Annotated in this window: 14 protein-coding genes and 2 pseudogenes; 4 read left to right on the top strand and 12 right to left on the bottom strand. The window is 63.9% G+C overall.

The window, feature by feature from the left end; translation table 11 throughout:
- Positions 1–4 precede the first annotated feature (4 nt).
- From H3Z74_RS14550 to H3Z74_RS14515, 8 genes and pseudogenes are all read right to left on the bottom strand, one after another.
- Positions 5–676, bottom strand: a complete 672-nt coding sequence (locus H3Z74_RS14550) for a hypothetical protein (RefSeq protein WP_187760331.1) — start codon at positions 674–676, stop codon at positions 5–7.
- 95 nt (positions 677–771) lie between these two features.
- On the bottom strand, positions 772–1,767 hold the full coding sequence (locus tag H3Z74_RS14545) for a type II secretion system F family protein (protein ID WP_187760330.1): 996 nt from the start codon (positions 1,765–1,767) through the stop codon (positions 772–774).
- Between the two features lie 17 nt (positions 1,768–1,784).
- Positions 1,785–2,759 carry a type II secretion system F family protein gene (locus H3Z74_RS14540; protein WP_187760329.1) on the bottom strand — a complete coding sequence of 325 codons (975 nt, stop codon included), beginning with the start codon at positions 2,757–2,759 and terminating at the stop codon, positions 1,785–1,787.
- Between the two features lie 57 nt (positions 2,760–2,816).
- Positions 2,817–4,094 (bottom strand): AAA family ATPase, encoded by a 1,278-nt coding sequence (locus H3Z74_RS14535; RefSeq protein WP_187760328.1) that lies wholly within the window; start codon positions 4,092–4,094, stop codon positions 2,817–2,819.
- Between the two features lie 3 nt (positions 4,095–4,097).
- The gene (locus tag H3Z74_RS14530) at positions 4,098–4,733 is read right to left on the bottom strand and encodes a CpaD family pilus assembly protein (protein WP_187760327.1); all 636 of its coding nucleotides are present in this window, start codon (positions 4,731–4,733) and stop codon (positions 4,098–4,100) included.
- Positions 4,734–4,771: 38 nt separating this feature from the next.
- Positions 4,772–6,337 (bottom strand): type II and III secretion system protein family protein, encoded by a 1,566-nt coding sequence (locus H3Z74_RS14525; RefSeq protein ID WP_187764338.1) that lies wholly within the window; start codon positions 6,335–6,337, stop codon positions 4,772–4,774.
- Positions 6,338–6,343: 6 nt separating this feature from the next.
- A pseudogene (gene cpaB, locus H3Z74_RS14520) lies at positions 6,344–7,371 on the bottom strand (Flp pilus assembly protein CpaB); the annotation flags it as partial.
- Positions 7,372–7,423: 52 nt separating this feature from the next.
- Entirely contained in the window at positions 7,424–7,870 is a 447-nt protein-coding gene (locus H3Z74_RS14515; protein WP_229726592.1) for an A24 family peptidase, read from the bottom strand.
- A gap of 75 nt (positions 7,871–7,945) precedes the next feature.
- Here H3Z74_RS14515 and H3Z74_RS14510 point away from each other — a divergent pair, with 75 nt between their 5' ends.
- Genes H3Z74_RS14510 through H3Z74_RS14500 form a run of 3 tightly spaced genes read left to right on the top strand, consistent with a single transcriptional unit; the run spans position 7,946 to position 10,222 of the window.
- Positions 7,946–8,890: an alpha/beta fold hydrolase gene (locus H3Z74_RS14510; protein WP_187760325.1), complete on the top strand. Its 945-nt coding sequence runs from the start codon at positions 7,946–7,948 to the stop codon at positions 8,888–8,890.
- Between the two features lie 12 nt (positions 8,891–8,902).
- Positions 8,903–9,997, top strand: coding sequence for an NAD(P)/FAD-dependent oxidoreductase (locus tag H3Z74_RS14505; protein ID WP_187760324.1), 1,095 nt, complete (start codon positions 8,903–8,905; stop codon positions 9,995–9,997).
- A 48-nt stretch (positions 9,998–10,045) separates the two neighbouring features.
- The gene (locus H3Z74_RS14500) at positions 10,046–10,222 is read left to right on the top strand and encodes a YegP family protein (RefSeq protein WP_082006694.1); all 177 of its coding nucleotides are present in this window, start codon (positions 10,046–10,048) and stop codon (positions 10,220–10,222) included.
- Positions 10,223–10,225: 3 nt separating this feature from the next.
- On the opposite strand, the gene rnhA is transcribed toward H3Z74_RS14500, so the two are convergent.
- From rnhA to ispH, 3 genes are read right to left on the bottom strand one after another with little or no spacing between them, the layout of a single operon-like run.
- Positions 10,226–10,687: a ribonuclease HI gene (gene rnhA, locus H3Z74_RS14495; RefSeq protein ID WP_187760323.1), complete on the bottom strand. Its 462-nt coding sequence runs from the start codon at positions 10,685–10,687 to the stop codon at positions 10,226–10,228.
- Positions 10,684–11,640 carry a homoserine kinase gene (thrB, locus tag H3Z74_RS14490; protein WP_187760322.1) on the bottom strand — a complete coding sequence of 319 codons (957 nt, stop codon included), beginning with the start codon at positions 11,638–11,640 and terminating at the stop codon, positions 10,684–10,686. Before thrB ends, rnhA begins: the two co-directional genes overlap by 4 nt.
- A 4-nt stretch (positions 11,641–11,644) precedes the next feature.
- Positions 11,645–12,601 carry a 4-hydroxy-3-methylbut-2-enyl diphosphate reductase gene (gene ispH, locus H3Z74_RS14485; protein ID WP_187760321.1) on the bottom strand — a complete coding sequence of 319 codons (957 nt, stop codon included), beginning with the start codon at positions 12,599–12,601 and terminating at the stop codon, positions 11,645–11,647.
- Between the two features lie 111 nt (positions 12,602–12,712).
- Here ispH and H3Z74_RS14480 point away from each other — a divergent pair.
- A pseudogene (locus H3Z74_RS14480) lies at positions 12,713–13,365 on the top strand (hypothetical protein).
- A 21-nt stretch (positions 13,366–13,386) separates the two neighbouring features.
- On the opposite strand, the gene H3Z74_RS14475 reads toward H3Z74_RS14480, so the two are convergent.
- The gene (locus H3Z74_RS14475) at positions 13,387–14,307 is read right to left on the bottom strand and encodes a LysR substrate-binding domain-containing protein (protein ID WP_187760320.1); all 921 of its coding nucleotides are present in this window, start codon (positions 14,305–14,307) and stop codon (positions 13,387–13,389) included.
- Positions 14,308–14,315: the final 8 nt, after the last annotated feature.

The raw sequence follows: 14,315 nt of genomic DNA, 5'->3' as shown, positions 1-14,315 counted from the left end.
ACCGTCAGGCGGTCCCGAAGCGGGTGCGATGCACCTTGGTCTTGCCGGTACGCAGCAGCGTTGCCTGATCGCGCCATTGTTCACTCGCGATGCGGCCGGCAGGCAGGTCGAGCCGTCGTTCCAGCGCCATTTCGTCCTCGGCCGATAAATCCTCGATATCGGCAAAGCGCTTCACGCCAAGATCGGCCAACCGAGCCCTGAGCGGCTCGTCCACACCGCGCAGGCGTGACAGATCGTCGGCTTCGACCACTGGCTCAGGCTCGGGCGCGGGGGTGGGCGACGGAAAGGCCGAGACGGCGGCGCTGGCGGCAACCGGGAGCGCCAGTCCGAGGGCAGGGGCATAGGCAAAGCGGGGCACCGGCTCCCCGGCAGCCGGGTCATCCTTTGCGTCGGCGGGTTCGACGATCCTGGTTTCGGTGGTCGGCTCGGCGACGGCCTTTGACGGGGCGCTCACTCCCTTGAGCGCATCGTTCTCGCGCTCGAGTTCGGTGATGCGGGCGGTGCCCTCGCGGATCTGGGTCTCGGCCTTGCGTCGATAGGCGCTATAGGCCTCGCTCTCGGCGTAAAGTCGCTTGCGCCATTTCCTGCCGCCGGGATGCAGGCCGAGTCCCAGCATCAGTCCGCCGAAGAACAGCACCAGGAGCGCCACGAATTGACCAAAGGTCGTGAACAGCATTGCGATCGTCTCCCGACGAGTCCCGGCGCAATGGTTGCAGCGCCGGTGACAATCCTGACGAGTCAGGCGGTCGGGATCAAGCGCTAGGTCCGGCCCTAGATCCCGCCCTTGAACGCGTCGGAGATAGAGCAGGCGGCCGGCCCGAGAATGACGACGAACAGCGTCGGCAGGATGAACAGGATCAACGGTACGGTCATGATCGCGGGCAGGCGCGCGGCCTTTTCCTCGGCGCGCATCATGCGTTCGTTGCGGAATTCGGCGGAGAGCACGCGCAGCGCGGATGCCAGCGGCGTGCCGTATTTCTCGGTCTGTACCATGGTTGTCACCACGCCCTTGATGGCGTCGAGATTGACTCGCATGGCGAGATTCTCGAACGCTTGACGGCGCTCGCTGAGAAAGCCGAGTTCGATCGCGGTCAGGGTGAATTCGTCGCCCAGTTCAGGGTACGCGCGGCCCAGTTCGCGCGACACGCGGTGGAATGCGGCGTCGACAGTGAGTCCCGCTTCGGCACAGATCACCAGCAGGTCGAGCGCATCGGGCAGGCCTTTGCGGATCGCATCGGAGCGCTTGGTGATCTTGTTCTTGAGGAAGATGTCCGGTGCCTTGTAGCTCAGGATGAACGTCCCCGCGACAATCCCGTAGCGCTTGATCGCGCTGTAATCGGCGAACATCTCGGTGCCGTAGACGAGATAGAGCATCAGCCCGCCGAAGATGATCGGCAGGACGAGGCGGCCGAAAATGACCGCGACGGCATATTCCTTCGATCGGATGCCGGCCTGCATCAGCTTGATCTGCGCGGCCTTGACCTGGCTTTCCTGCAGCACCTGCAGCGACGACAGGATCGATTTGATGCGGTCGGTGGTCTGGTTCTTGGTGACCAGTTTGGCGCGGCGCTTGGTCGATGCGGTGATGCCCGCCTTCAACTGCTCGCGGCGTTCGTTCAGCGCCTTGACGCGCTTGATCATCGGGTCGCGGACCGTTGTCGCCGCATAGATGGCGAGCAATACGGCGAATGCGGCGACGCCGGCGAGCAGGGTCGCCACCATCATCACATCGACCCCAAGGATCGTCGGTCCAGCCGTATCGCCCATGATGCCCGTATTCTTCCTTAAATCTCGAAATTGATCATCTTGGCCATGATGAAGGCGCCGATCGCCATCCACAGGATGCCACCGCCACCGGCGACCATCAGCCGTTCGTCGCTGAAGAAGCTCTGCATATAGCTGCCGTTGATCATCCAGATCATGCCGAACACGATGAACGGCAGCGACCCGATGATGTAGGCGGACGCCTTGGATTCGGACGACATCGCCTTGATCTTGAGCTTCATCTGGCCGCGCATGCGCAGCACGGTGGCCAGATTGGCAAGCGTTTCTGCCAAATTGCCGCCGGTCTCGCGCTGGATCGCGATCGAGATGACGAAGAACTGGAATTCGGGCGTGCCGAGCCGGTCTGCGGTGTCCTGCAGCGCAACGTCGAGCGTGCGGCCGATCTTCATCTTGTCGGTGACCATGCGGAATTCAACGCCGACCGGACCCTCGACCTCGTTGCCGACCACTGCGATGGTTTCGGTGATCGGGAGGCCGGAGCGCAGGCCGCGCACCAGCAGCTCGATCGCGTCGGGCAGCTTGGCGGTGAATTGCGCGATGCGGCGCTTGATGAAGAAGCTGACCACCATATGCGGCAGGCCCGCGCCGAGCACGAGGCCGAGCAGCATGGACAGCGCAATGGGCAAGCCCTGGAGCGCCAGCAGAATGGTAACAGCGACGAAGATACCAACGGTCGCCATGCCGTACTGGCCGACCGTCCACGGCTTGCCGGTCATTGCCAGACGCTTTTTCAGGATAGCGGGACGCGGCAGGAAACGCATCGCGACGCCGTCCATCCGCGTCCCGCGGCTGGCGGTGATACGGCGCATCTGCGCTTCGACCGCGGCATTGGCCGAATCACTGTGCCGGGCGCGGAGCGTCGACAGACGGCGTGCCTGCGCACGCTCCGCCGAAGGCCCGGCAAAGGCGAAGACGATGAGCAGCAGGACGGCAAAGGCGCCCCCGCACAGCATGATGAACGGCATCAATTCCATTACGGTATCAAGCGCTCCGCTTGGTTACGATCCGGTCAATCGACCGCTTCGAACCGGTTATTTTTTTCGCTTCGGCATCATTGATTTGAAATCGCCGAACTTGCCCATCAACGATGTGCCCTTGGGAGCCAGCTTCTTCGGTGAATTCTCCGCCGCCGCGTCGCCTGCGCCCATCAGCTTCATCGCAAGATCGACGATCGGCGCGACGGTCTTCGAGCCCTTTCCGGCCTCAGCCAGCGGCTTGCCGAGCTTGGCCGATTGCGCCGCGATCTTCTGATCGAAGGGAATCAGGAAATCGATCCGGCGTTCGATCGATCCTTCGAAATCCTTGCGGTTGATCTCAAGCTGCGCATTGGCATGGACGCGGTTGGCGACCACGAAGACCTGGGTCTGCGGTGCGTTCGACTTCAGCCATGACAGGATGCGGATCGAATCGCGCGCAGCGGCGAGCGTCAATTCGGTTACCACGATGGCGATCTGCACATCGGTGATGAGATGCGGATGCAGCACCAGCATGCCGCGCGGCAGATCAACCACGGTGCATTCGAACGCCGAGCGCATTTCTTCCTGCAACTGATAGAAGGCGGCGCCATCGGTCAGCACCGGCGAGTTGATTGGCGCTTCCGCCGACAGCACCGACAAGGTGTCGCTCGACTTGACCATCGCGCGTTCGATGAACAGGCCATCGATACGGCTGGGATTCTCGATCGCGTCGGTCAGGCCGCGGCCCGGCTCAAGGTCGAGGGTCAACGCGCCGGTACCGAAATGCACGTCGAGATCGAGCAAAGCGGTGTTGCGCTTGCCCTTCTCGCTCAGCACCCAGGCAACGGAGGTGGCGATGGTCGAGGCGCCGACGCCGCCGCGCGCGCCGATCACCGCGGTCGAGCAATGCGGCCGTTCGACCGAGGGGTCGATTGCCTTGGGCGCGTTGAGCATCGTCTGTGCGTGCGTGAAGGCTTCACGCAGCATGTCGGGGCTAAGCGGCTTGAGCAGATAATCCTGAATGCCGCTGACCACCAGGTCGCGATACAGGCGCACATCATTGACCTGGCCGGCCGCGATCACGACCGTGCCGGGCTCGCACACTTCGGCGAGCGCATTGATGTCGTTGAGCGGATCGCCCGATTCCGAAAGATCGACGAACAGGATCTGCGGGCTTGCCGAGACCGAGAGCGACTGGACCGCATTGCGCAGCCCGCCCTTGTTCACCTTTTCGGGCGCCCAGCCCATTTCGGCGACCACCGGGCGGATCGATTCCGCCGTGGTCTCGTCGCAGACATAGGCGACGAAGGGTTCGCGGTGTCCGACGCGTCCCGGATTGAAAGGTGCGTTCATGACTTAGTTGCTCCCGCCGCTCTTGCCTTGGCTGGTACCGACGCTGATCGGCGCCTTGCGATAGGCGTCGATCGCCTTGGTCGCCGATGCCGGATCGGTGACATCCGCGCCGGGTTGTCCGCGCACCAGGTCGGTCGGGTTGGCGATCATCGCGGCGAGATTCGAATTGATCGAGCAGCCCTGGTTCGACGATGTGTTGCTCTCGAATTCGGGCTGGCTGACGCGGCTGAAATCGGGGCATCCCGGGACGCTGGCCTTCATCCGGCTGACGACCACGCGGACCATGCCGGGCTGTACCGGTGCGCCGGTGACCGGCGCATCGTCGGAGAGGAGCAGACCGTAACGGGAGATCTGCGACTGCACATCGTCACGCACACCGTTGCCCGAAGGGTTGGGGTCGTCGATCGCGACACGGTCGCCATAGCCAAGCCGCAGCGACTGCATCCATCCGGCCAGGCGCTGTGCTTCGCCGGGAGCCAGGCCATTGCCGCTGGTGCTTGCATCGAACACGAGATCGGTGCGGCTGACGACCGGCTGGTGGACGGATTCGAGACCGCGATTCTGCGTGCCGGTGCTGCACGCGCCTACCAGCAAGGCGGGGGCGAGAGTCGTGGCGATCAGGATGCTGCGCTTGAACATGGTTCTATCCCTTATGGGCTCTTCACGTTTTGACATCGTCAGTTGAGGCTGAAACCGGGAGCGACTGGCGCGCCCTTCTTTGCTTTGCCTGGCGGCGGCGCCTTTTCCTCGCGGCGATCTTCGGCGCGTGGAGCGGGCAGGACCGGCGCAGCAGCGCCGAAAGAGGGAACCGCAGTGGTGGACGGCGCCATACTCGGCTTGGGCCGGTCGCCACCGGTAACCCCGCCGCCAAGTTCACCCATCAGCACGCGACCAAGATCGGTCGGCGCCTTGTAGCCGTCGGTCGGCAGGACGATGTCGTTCGCGTTGACCGGCTTGACCAGATATGGGGTGATGACGATCACCAGTTCGGTTTCGTTGCGTTTGAAGCCGTTCGACCGGAACAGGGCGCCGAGCACCGGCACGTCGCCCAGGCCCGGGGTCTTGTCGATCGAATTGTCATGGCTGTTCTGCAGCAGCCCGGCGATCATGAAGCTCTGGCCCGAACCCAGTTCGACCGTGGTTTCCGCACGCCGCGTACTGATCGCCGGGATGGTCGTCCCGTTCAGCTGAACCGCGCCTGCCGAGGTCAGCTGCGACACTTCCGGGCGCACGCGGAGCGAGATGCGACCATCCGCCAGCACGATCGGCGTATAGGACAGGCTGATGCCATATTGCTTATACTCGACCGATACCGCGCCCAGCCCCTGGCTGACCGGGATCGGGATTTCACCGCCGGCGAGGAAGGTACCGGTCTCGCCCGACAGGGCCGTCAGGTTCGGATTGGCCAGGGTCGAAACCTGACCGATCGTTTCGCCCAGGTCGAGTGACGCAAGTAGGTCGACACCGAGGAAACGGCCGGCCGCGCCAATCGTGGAGCCCATGCCGAGACTGGGCGGGAATTTCACGATTGTCTGACCGGGCAATGCTCCATTGGCGTCGACCGTGCCGCTACCGAGAACGCCCGGCGCCGTCGAAATCGTGCCCTGACGGCCTTGGCTGAGTCCGAACAGGAAGCTGCCAGTATCGCGCGTGGTCATGTTGACGCCGATATTCTTGACGAAGCTGCGACTGACCTCGGCGAACTTGACCTGCAGGTTGACCTGCAACGGGGTCGCGTTCCTCAGTCGGCTGAGCACCTTTGTGGTATCGCCGACATAGGCCTGGACCAGTCGTTCCGCTTCGGCACCGTCCGCCGGCGCAGCGACGGTGCCGGTCAGCAGAACCAGACCGTTCATCGGCGTCGCGACGATGTGCGCATCGGGCATGGCGAGGTTCAGCATCTGCTGGATCGAATCAAAATTGTTCCCGACCCGGACCGTGGCTGAATAGACCACGGCGCCTGCCTTGTTGGTGGCGGAGATCGTCGTCTCGCCCGCTGCCTTGCCAAAGATATAGATCTGCGTGGCCGACCGGACCTGTACGTCGGCGATCGCGTCGCTGGCGACGAACACGTCACTCATCGGCCGGGCGAGTGTGATCAGCCTTCCTCGACCGGTATTGACCTGCAATACGGGTGCTGCGGCAGCGGACTGGGCCGGGGCAGGCACTGAAGCGCCCCCCACGGTTGCCGCGACAAGAACGGCGGCCAGCGGCCAGCCGATCGGCGTGAGCGCAATACGCATGTTACTTCTTCCCCCGACCGGAACTTCGGTCACGTTGTTGCCGCGTGCGATACGCACGACCGGGCCATGTACTGGTGCCGCGCCCGGATAACCCCCGGCTGGCGCGCCCCCGGCGCACTCGTCATCATGCTGCCTTCCGCACTCTTTCCTGGTACGGTGCGGCGCTGGAAGCGCGACACATCGGCACCGACGGCGAATGTATTGTTGCCGGTGGCGGGCTGGCTGGCGAGCTTCAGCATCATTGCCTTCTCGGCTTTGGGATCGTCGGTTTCGGGAACTTTGATATCCCCGCTGGCGATCGCCTGTTCGAGTTCGGAATTATTGTCGGCGATCGAGCGCAGCGACAGCGATAATGCGCCCAGCGTCTGCGCGACGGCGATCTGCTCGGCGATCTTCGGCGTTGCCTCGATCGTCACGTTGGAAAAGGTGCGCACCACGGTCTTGCCGTCTTCACCAGTGGTGTTGTCGGTCCGCTGATCGGTGGCGAGGACGCGCAGGTTGCGCATGATCGTCTCGGACGCCTTCAGCGGGGGGCCATCGCCGCCACCGGGAACCGTCTGAGTCAGGATCAGGTCGATCCGGTCGCCCGGAAATACGAAGCCCGCGACGCCGGTCTGTACCGAAATCGGGATGGTCACGGCGCGCATGCCGGCACCGAGCGCTGCTGCCAGGAAGCCGCGGTCGCCGGGCTTTACCAGCGCGCCCTGCGTCACCGGCTGTCCCGCCGTGATCGCGTTGCGCACGACCGTGCCCTGCAATGCCTTCAGGTCGGTGTCGGCCTTGATGTAATAGGCGTTCTCGACCAGTTCCTTGGGCCAGGGCTGAAATTTCAGCGCCGTGGCGTCGAGGATGGTGCCGACCGGCAATGCGCGCGTCGCGACCAGCACTTCCGGACCGTCAATCGGCGCGGCGGCGGTTGTTGCGGCTCCGGCGACAGGCGCCGGTGTGCCAGAGATCAGGCTGCGCGCCATGAACGCGGTGATTGCCGCGACAATCAATGCACCCACCAGCAGGACGATCTTACGGGTATCCATAACGCTTCGGACCTTTTCGAGCGCGGATCACGGTCGATCCGGCGTTAATCATTCACAGAAACTGGTTAAAAATCGGTTCGCGAACAGTAAGCAGGGCGGCGATCGCGATCGCGACGCCGTAAGGGATCTCCGGCGACCCCGGTTTCTTGCGGACGCGCTGCTCGATCATCAGCACGACGGTGAGCACACCGCCGACCAGCGACATGATGATCAGCATCGAGACGAGCGGGACGAACGGGAACCACAAGGCGAGCGCGCCGATCATCTTGACGTCGCCGCCGCCCATCCAGCCGAAGTGGAACGCAGCGCAGAACAGCGCGAATACGGCCAGAGCCATGCCGAATTGCATCGCCATGTCAGGCCAGACCGCCAAGCCGTTTGCCCACCACCAGGCAGGAGCGAGGAGGGCGATCGCGAGATTCTTCCAATTGGCGATTTCGCGATGACGCGCGTCCTCGATCCCGGCGGAAACAAGGAGCAGCGCGAGCGCGCCAAGCATCAAAGCTATCGGATTTCCCCAACCCATAAGGGAATTCCCTAGACGGCATGGCTTTCCAAAAAGTAACGATTGCCAATGGATTCACCTCAATCGTTCCGCCGCGCCATTCCGCTGGGTGCCGCAATCACTCGCTGGCATGGCCCGGATGGCTGGGAATTCCGCCGTTTCGACTGGCCTGCCGAGGGTACGATCCGGCGCGGCAATATTTTATTCGAGGGCGGGCGCGGCGATATTTTCGAAAAATATCTGGAGGTTTTCGCGCATTGGCACGCACAGGGGTGGTCGATCACGTCGCTTGACTGGCGCGGTCAGGGCGGATCGGGGCGAACATCGCCCGATTCTCATGTCGGGCATATCGAGGATTTCGGCACTTTTATTGCCGACTTCGCTGCCTTCTGGGCCGAATGGAAATTGGCGGCGGTGGGGCCCACGGTGCTGATGGGCCATTCGATGGGCGGCCATCTGATTCTGCGCGCGATGACCGAAGGAGTCGCAAAACCCGATGTGGCGGTGTTGATCGCGCCGATGCTTGGGCTGCACAGTCCGCTCGGGGCGCGGCTTGGCGAACGGATGGCGAAGCTGCTCGGCGGCGTCGGCAATTCGGCGCGACCCGCCTGGCGGGACAATGAACGTCCGGCGACCACCGTGACGCGCCAGGCGCTGCTCACGCATGATCGCTCGCGCTATGATGATGAAATCTTCTGGCAGACGACCAAACCCGAGTTGCTGCTTGGCCCGCCAAGCTGGCGCTGGGTGATGCAGGCATTCGAATCGACCCGGCGCCAGCGCGACGACCCGCGGTTGAAGACGATGACCGTCCCTACGCTCGTGATCGTCGCAGAGGCCGACAAGTTGGTGAATCCCAAGGCCGCGTTGCAGGTGGCAGCAAAATTGCCGGATGCGCGCGTCGTGCGCTTCGGCAAGGAATCGTCGCACGAAATACTGCGCGAGCGTGATGCGATCCGCAATCGTGCGATCGGCGAGATTGATATCTTCCTCGCGGCGCGCGCTCGGGCCTGAAGCGAACCGCCGATGGACCGCTACGATATCGCCATTGTCGGCGCGGGAATTGCCGGCGCAAGCCTCGCCGCTGCCGTAGCGCCCCATGCAAGCGTCCTGCTGATCGAGGCCGAGGATCGGCCCGGCTATCATTCGACCGGGCGATCGGCGGCCTTCTGGTCAGAAAGCTATGGCGGCGCTGGCGTCCAGCCGTTGACCACCGCTTCGGGTTCCGCGCTGCACGATGGCGGTTTCCTCAAGCCGCTTGGCGCGCTGCATATCGGTCGCGCCGAGGATGAGGAGGCGATCCACGCTTTTCTGGCGGCGTTCGACGGTACGGGCATATCGCTTGCCGCTGTCGATCCTGCGACATTGGTCCCGGGCCTTCGCGCCGACTGGACGCTAGGCGTGCTGGAGGCGAGCTGCGAATATATCGATGTCGCGGCGCTCCATGCCGATTGCCTTTCCCGCGCCCGCCGTGCTGGAGCGCAATTAATGCTATCGGCGCCGCTGCGCAGTGCAGAGCGAGTAGCGAATGGCTGGCAGGTCGAGGCCGGCGCGTTGTCCGTCACGGCGACGGTCCTGGTCAATGCCGCCGGCGCCTGGGCGGATCGAGTCGCGGCTATTGCCGGCGTCGTGCCGATCGGGATCCGGGCCTATCGCCGCACCGTCGCGCAATTGCGCGTCAATTCCACCCTGCCGGAACGCATGCCGATGGTCGTGGATATTGCCGGCCGCTTCTACTTCAAACCCGAAGGTGCGGGGCGACTCTGGCTCAGCCCGCATGACGAAACTCTGGTCGTACCGCGCGATGTCGCGCCGGAGGAAATCGACGTCGCAATGGCGATCGACCGGTTCGAACAGGTGGTCGACTGGCGCGTCGCAGCGGTCGAGCATAAATGGGCCGGTCTGCGCAGCTTCGCGCCGGACCGGTTGCCGGTCTATGGCTTCGATTCGGCTGTGCCGGGCTTTTTCTGGTGTGCAGGGCAGGGTGGCTTCGGCATCCAGACAGCGCCTGCCGCCGCTGCGCTGGCCGCTGCGCTGCTGCTTGAGCGCGCGCCCGATCCGATGGTCGCCGCGATCGATCCTGCGGCGTATGCGCCCGGTCGTTTCAGACCGCTGGCGTAACGGGATTTTCGAGCTTACTCTGGTCCGGTCCAACGACGGAGGATGACCATGGCGCACAAGTTCGAGATCTATAAGGACAAGGCCGGCGAGTTCCGCGTTCGCTTCAAGTATAACAGCGAAGTGATGTTCTCGACCGAGGGCTATTCGAGCAAGGCATCTGCCGAAAATGCGATCGATTCGATCAAGAAGAACGGTCCTGGCGCGCCGACCGAAGACAATAGCTGAGTTTTAGCCTTTGCGCGCGGCGTCGGCCGCGTTGCTTGCCAGCCGGTCAGCCCGCTCATTGTCGGGGTGACCGGCATGGCCCTTCACCCATTTCCACTCGATTCGATGCGGCTTGGCGGCGTCGAGCAGCGCCTGCCAGAGATCGGCATTCTTGACCGGTTTCTTGTCGGCGGTCTTCCAGCCATTGCGTTGCCAGCCTTTGATCCATTTGGTCAGGCCGTCCATCACATAGCGGCTGTCGGTCGACAGCGTGACCAGGCAGGGTCGCTTCAGGGCATTCAGCCCTTCGATCGCAGCGGTCAGCTCCATCCGGTTGTTGGTGGTCAGCTTTTCGCCGCCGGACAGCTCCTTTTCCTTGCCGCCGGCGCGGATCAGCGCGCCCCAGCCGCCGGGGCCGGGATTGCCCTTGCACGCGCCATCGGTGGCGATCTCGACTCGCGTGAGCTCGGCATTGGGTTCGGTCATTGAAAAAGGGTCTCGCCCATTTGATCATAAGTGTTGAGGCGGCGCAGATAGGCCAGCGGATCCTTGCGGGTGACCAGCGCATCGGCTGGCGTGTTGAGCCAGTCCCAGGCACGGGTGAGCAGGAATCGGATGCATGCGCCGCGCGCAAGCACCGGCAAGGCCGCGCGCTCGGCATCGCTTAAAGGGAAGTGTGAGACATAGCCTTCGACCAAGGCCGCGCCGATTGCGCGATCGACAGTGCCGCCGCTCGCATCGAACGACCAAGCGCTGTGCATCACCGCCAGATCCCATGCGCGAATATCGGTGCAGGCGAAGTAGAAGTCGATCAGGCCGCCAACCCGATCGCCGAGCATCAGGACATTGTCGGGGAACAGGTCGGCATGGATCACTCCGCGCGGCAGATCATATGGCCATGCCGCCAATACCCGCTCCAGTGCAGCGCTGACATGGTCGAATAGGCCCGACTCGATCGCGTCGAGATCATGTCCGCACCGCGCCAGGAGTGCCGTCCAGCCATCGGGGCCGAGACTGTTGGATCGCTCGCCGGTGAAATCGACCAGCGACTCGTGCATATGGCCCATTGCAGCGCCGGTCGCGAAGGCTTGTGCGGTGTTCGGATGCGACACCGACACGCCGGGCAGGAATTCGATCAAGCAGGCGGGCCGACCTTCGAGCTGCTGGATCGCCACGCCGGTTCGGTCGGTCAGCGCGCGCGGGACCGGATTGCCGCGTTCGGCGAGATGATCGAGCATCGCGAAAAAGAAGGGCAAGTCTGCCAAATCCACGCGCTTCTCGTATAGCGTCAGGATGAAGCGACCTCTGGTCGTGTCGACCATGTAGTTGCTGTTCTCGACGCCTTCGGCGATGCCCTTGGCAGAGACAAGCTCGCCATGGTCATAGCGCGCAAGGAATGCTGCCAGCGCTTCGGCCGACACATGAGTATAAACGGCCAAGGGGTCAGGCCGCGGCTTCGAGGCCGCGGGGCAGCTTAAACGACACGGTTTCGCGGTTGGTCTCGACCTCGCGCTCGCTGACCTCGAATCGTTCGCTCAGCCGGTCGACCAGTTCGCGGACCAGAATTTCGGGTGCGGAGGCGCCCGCGGTGATTCCGAGCGTCGTTACGCCGTCCAGGAATTCGAAATCGAGATCCGCGGCGCGCTGGATCAAGCGGGCCGGCGTGCCTTCGCGGACCGCGACCTCGACCAGCCGAAGCGAGTTCGACGAATTGGGCGCGCCGATCACCAATACTGCGTCGCACATCGATGCGATCGACTTGACCGCAGTCTGCCGGTTCGACGTGGCGTAGCAGATATCGTCGGGACGCGGTGCCTGGATCGAGGGAAAACGGCGCTGCAGCGTCGCGACGACATCAGCTGTATCGTCGACAGACAAGGTGGTCTGGGTCAGGAAGGCAATGTTGGTCGGGTCGGCCGGCGTGAACGCCTCGGCATCGGCAACGTCCTCGATCAGTGTCATCGCACCTTCCGGCACTTGGCCGAACGTGCCGATCACCTCGGGATGGCCGGTATGGCCGATGAACACGATATGCCGCCCCGCCGCGACGAGCCGCTCGGCCTGACGATGGACCTTCGAGACCAGCGGGCAGGTGGCATCGAGATAGGTGAGCCCGCGATCCTGCGCAGCTTCGGGCACCGATTTGGGTACGCCATGAGCGGAAAAGACTACCGGCACGCCTTCGGGCACCGCGTCGAGCTCTTCGACGAACACTGCACCCTTGGCCCGGAGTGAATCGACGACATATTTGTTATGGACAATCTCGTGCCGGACATAGACCGGTGCGCCATGCTTCTCGATCGCGAGTTCGACGATGCGGATCGCGCGATCGACGCCGGCGCAGAAGCCGCGCGGCGCCGCGATCAGCAATTGGAGGGCGGGCTTTTCCGGGGTGCTCATGTCATACGGCTCTACGCGATTGCTTGCGCCTGCGAAAGCCGGTTCCTATGGTGTCGTCGAACCGGGGCCGGCGTGCAAGCGCCAGGGCCCCTTCCTTGTGATAAGGTGCGTATGCCCGTGACAGCCTCGAAAATCGTCCTTCCCGTTATTGCGATGCTGCTGGTCGGCGGCTGCGCCAAAAGGGCGATATCGACCTGTCGGGCGGCGTCGGCATCACCGCGGTCCGTTCGGCCTGTCCGACGGTCGGCATTCCGGCCTCGACCGGCGACATCACGATCTTCGATCCACCGGCAAGCCGCGAAGCCTCGGCAATCGATGTGACCGCGTCGATGACCAATGTGCGCTCGACCTGTGCCGATGCTACCAACGACATCGTCACCAGCGTGACCTTCGAGGTTCGCGCCAGCCGCATTCGTGCCGACGCCGCGCGCGATGTGACGCTGCCCTATTTCATCACCGTCGTGCGCGGTGGGAGTGCGGTCGTCGCCAAGCGGATCGGGCATGTGAACCTGCATTTCGACGCCGGCCAGGTGCGCGCCTCAACCACCGGTCAGGCGAGTTCGATCATTGCGCGCAGCGCAGCAACGCTGCCAGATGAGGTGAAGGCGAAGCTGACACAGAAGCGCAAGGCCGGCGACAGCGATGCCGCGGTCGACCCGCTGACCGCTCCGGAGATTCGCCAGGCGGTGCAGCGCGCCACGTTCGAGGCGCTGGTCGGCTTTCAGCTGACCGACGATCAGCTGAAATATAACGCCACGCGCTAGCCCTGTCGCGGTGCTCGCTGCTCAGGCGCAGGATCCGGCTTCGTACCAGCGGTCATAGCGCTTGAGCGAGGACTGGGCTTCGGCTCGAAGCCAGTGCAGCAGCGATTGAACGCTGCGGCGCAAGCGTACGTCGCTGCTGGCATAGTGCAGGCAATAGGATTGGTCGGTGGGTAGCCGCAGGCGGGTGAACGCGACCAGTCTCTGATCGGCGAGAAAACGCTCAGCGACCATCGGCGTCGCCAGCGCGACGCCAAGGCCGGATGCCGCGGCCTCATTCTTGAGTTGATTGGTGTCGTATCGAGCGGCGACGGCCGGCGGTGGGCCGCTATAGCCGGCTTTGCGCAGCCAGTGCCGCCAGAGGCCGGCATTTGCCCGGACCTCGATCAGTGGCTGTCCCGCTAGATCGGCGGGCGTTCGAGGCGGCGAGCGGCCGGCGAACAGCCGCGGTGCCGCGACCGGAACCGCATCGAGATTTGCGATCACGTCGACCAGCGACGCCAATTCCGGGGTCGGCCCGCCCCAGAGCGCTACGTCCACCGCTTGCGAGCGCAGGCTCTCCGGATCGCGCGATACGGTCAGTTCAAGTGCGATGCCGGTTTCGGACAACAGCTTCGGGAGTCGCGGCATCAGCCATTCGGCCGCCATCGAATGCGAGGTTGCCATGCGCAGTGTCCCCTCGGCATCGACCTGGCGCAGCGAATTCGTCGCATGAAGGATCGCCTCGATCGCGGGGGCAACATTCGCCAGATATCGCTCCCCGTCCGCACTGAGGATTGCTGATGCGTTGGAGCGCTGGAAGAGCTGCCGCCCAGCGAAACGCTCAAGCAATTGGATCCGCCGGGAGAATGCCGACGGACTGAGCGCAAGTGACGCGGCGGCGGCGCGGAAGCTGCGTGATCTGGCTGCGGCAAGGAACGCCTCGACGGCTTCCAAGGGGGGCATCTGGCGCA

Source organism: Sphingomonas alpina (assembly GCF_014490665.1).
Lineage (GTDB): Bacteria > Pseudomonadota > Alphaproteobacteria > Sphingomonadales > Sphingomonadaceae > Sphingomonas > Sphingomonas alpina.
The sequence above is the reverse complement of the archived record's forward strand: the minus strand, read 5'-3'. Positions and strand labels throughout refer to the sequence as shown.

Excerpts from the sequence above, each read along its gene's own strand:
- H3Z74_RS14550 (WP_187760331.1), bottom strand. The coding sequence starts at position 676 with ATGCTGTTCACGACCTTTGGTCAATTCGTGGCGCTCCTGGTGCTGTTC.
- H3Z74_RS14545 (WP_187760330.1), bottom strand. The coding sequence starts at position 1,767 with ATGGGCGATACGGCTGGACCGACGATCCTTGGGGTCGATGTGATGATG.
- H3Z74_RS14540 (WP_187760329.1), bottom strand. The coding sequence starts at position 2,759 with ATGGAATTGATGCCGTTCATCATGCTGTGCGGGGGCGCCTTTGCCGTC.
- H3Z74_RS14535 (WP_187760328.1), bottom strand. The coding sequence starts at position 4,094 with ATGAACGCACCTTTCAATCCGGGACGCGTCGGACACCGCGAACCCTTC.
- H3Z74_RS14530 (WP_187760327.1), bottom strand. The coding sequence starts at position 4,733 with ATGTTCAAGCGCAGCATCCTGATCGCCACGACTCTCGCCCCCGCCTTG.
- H3Z74_RS14525 (WP_187764338.1), bottom strand. The coding sequence starts at position 6,337 with ATGCGTATTGCGCTCACGCCGATCGGCTGGCCGCTGGCCGCCGTTCTT.
- H3Z74_RS14515 (WP_229726592.1), bottom strand. The coding sequence starts at position 7,870 with ATGCTTGGCGCGCTCGCGCTGCTCCTTGTTTCCGCCGGGATCGAGGAC.
- H3Z74_RS14510 (WP_187760325.1), top strand. The coding sequence starts at position 7,946 with ATGGATTCACCTCAATCGTTCCGCCGCGCCATTCCGCTGGGTGCCGCA.
- H3Z74_RS14505 (WP_187760324.1), top strand. The coding sequence starts at position 8,903 with ATGGACCGCTACGATATCGCCATTGTCGGCGCGGGAATTGCCGGCGCA.
- H3Z74_RS14500 (WP_082006694.1), top strand. The coding sequence starts at position 10,046 with ATGGCGCACAAGTTCGAGATCTATAAGGACAAGGCCGGCGAGTTCCGC.
- rnhA (WP_187760323.1), bottom strand. The coding sequence starts at position 10,687 with ATGACCGAACCCAATGCCGAGCTCACGCGAGTCGAGATCGCCACCGAT.
- ispH (WP_187760321.1), bottom strand. The coding sequence starts at position 12,601 with ATGAGCACCCCGGAAAAGCCCGCCCTCCAATTGCTGATCGCGGCGCCG.
- H3Z74_RS14475 (WP_187760320.1), bottom strand. The coding sequence starts at position 14,307 with ATGCCCCCCTTGGAAGCCGTCGAGGCGTTCCTTGCCGCAGCCAGATCA.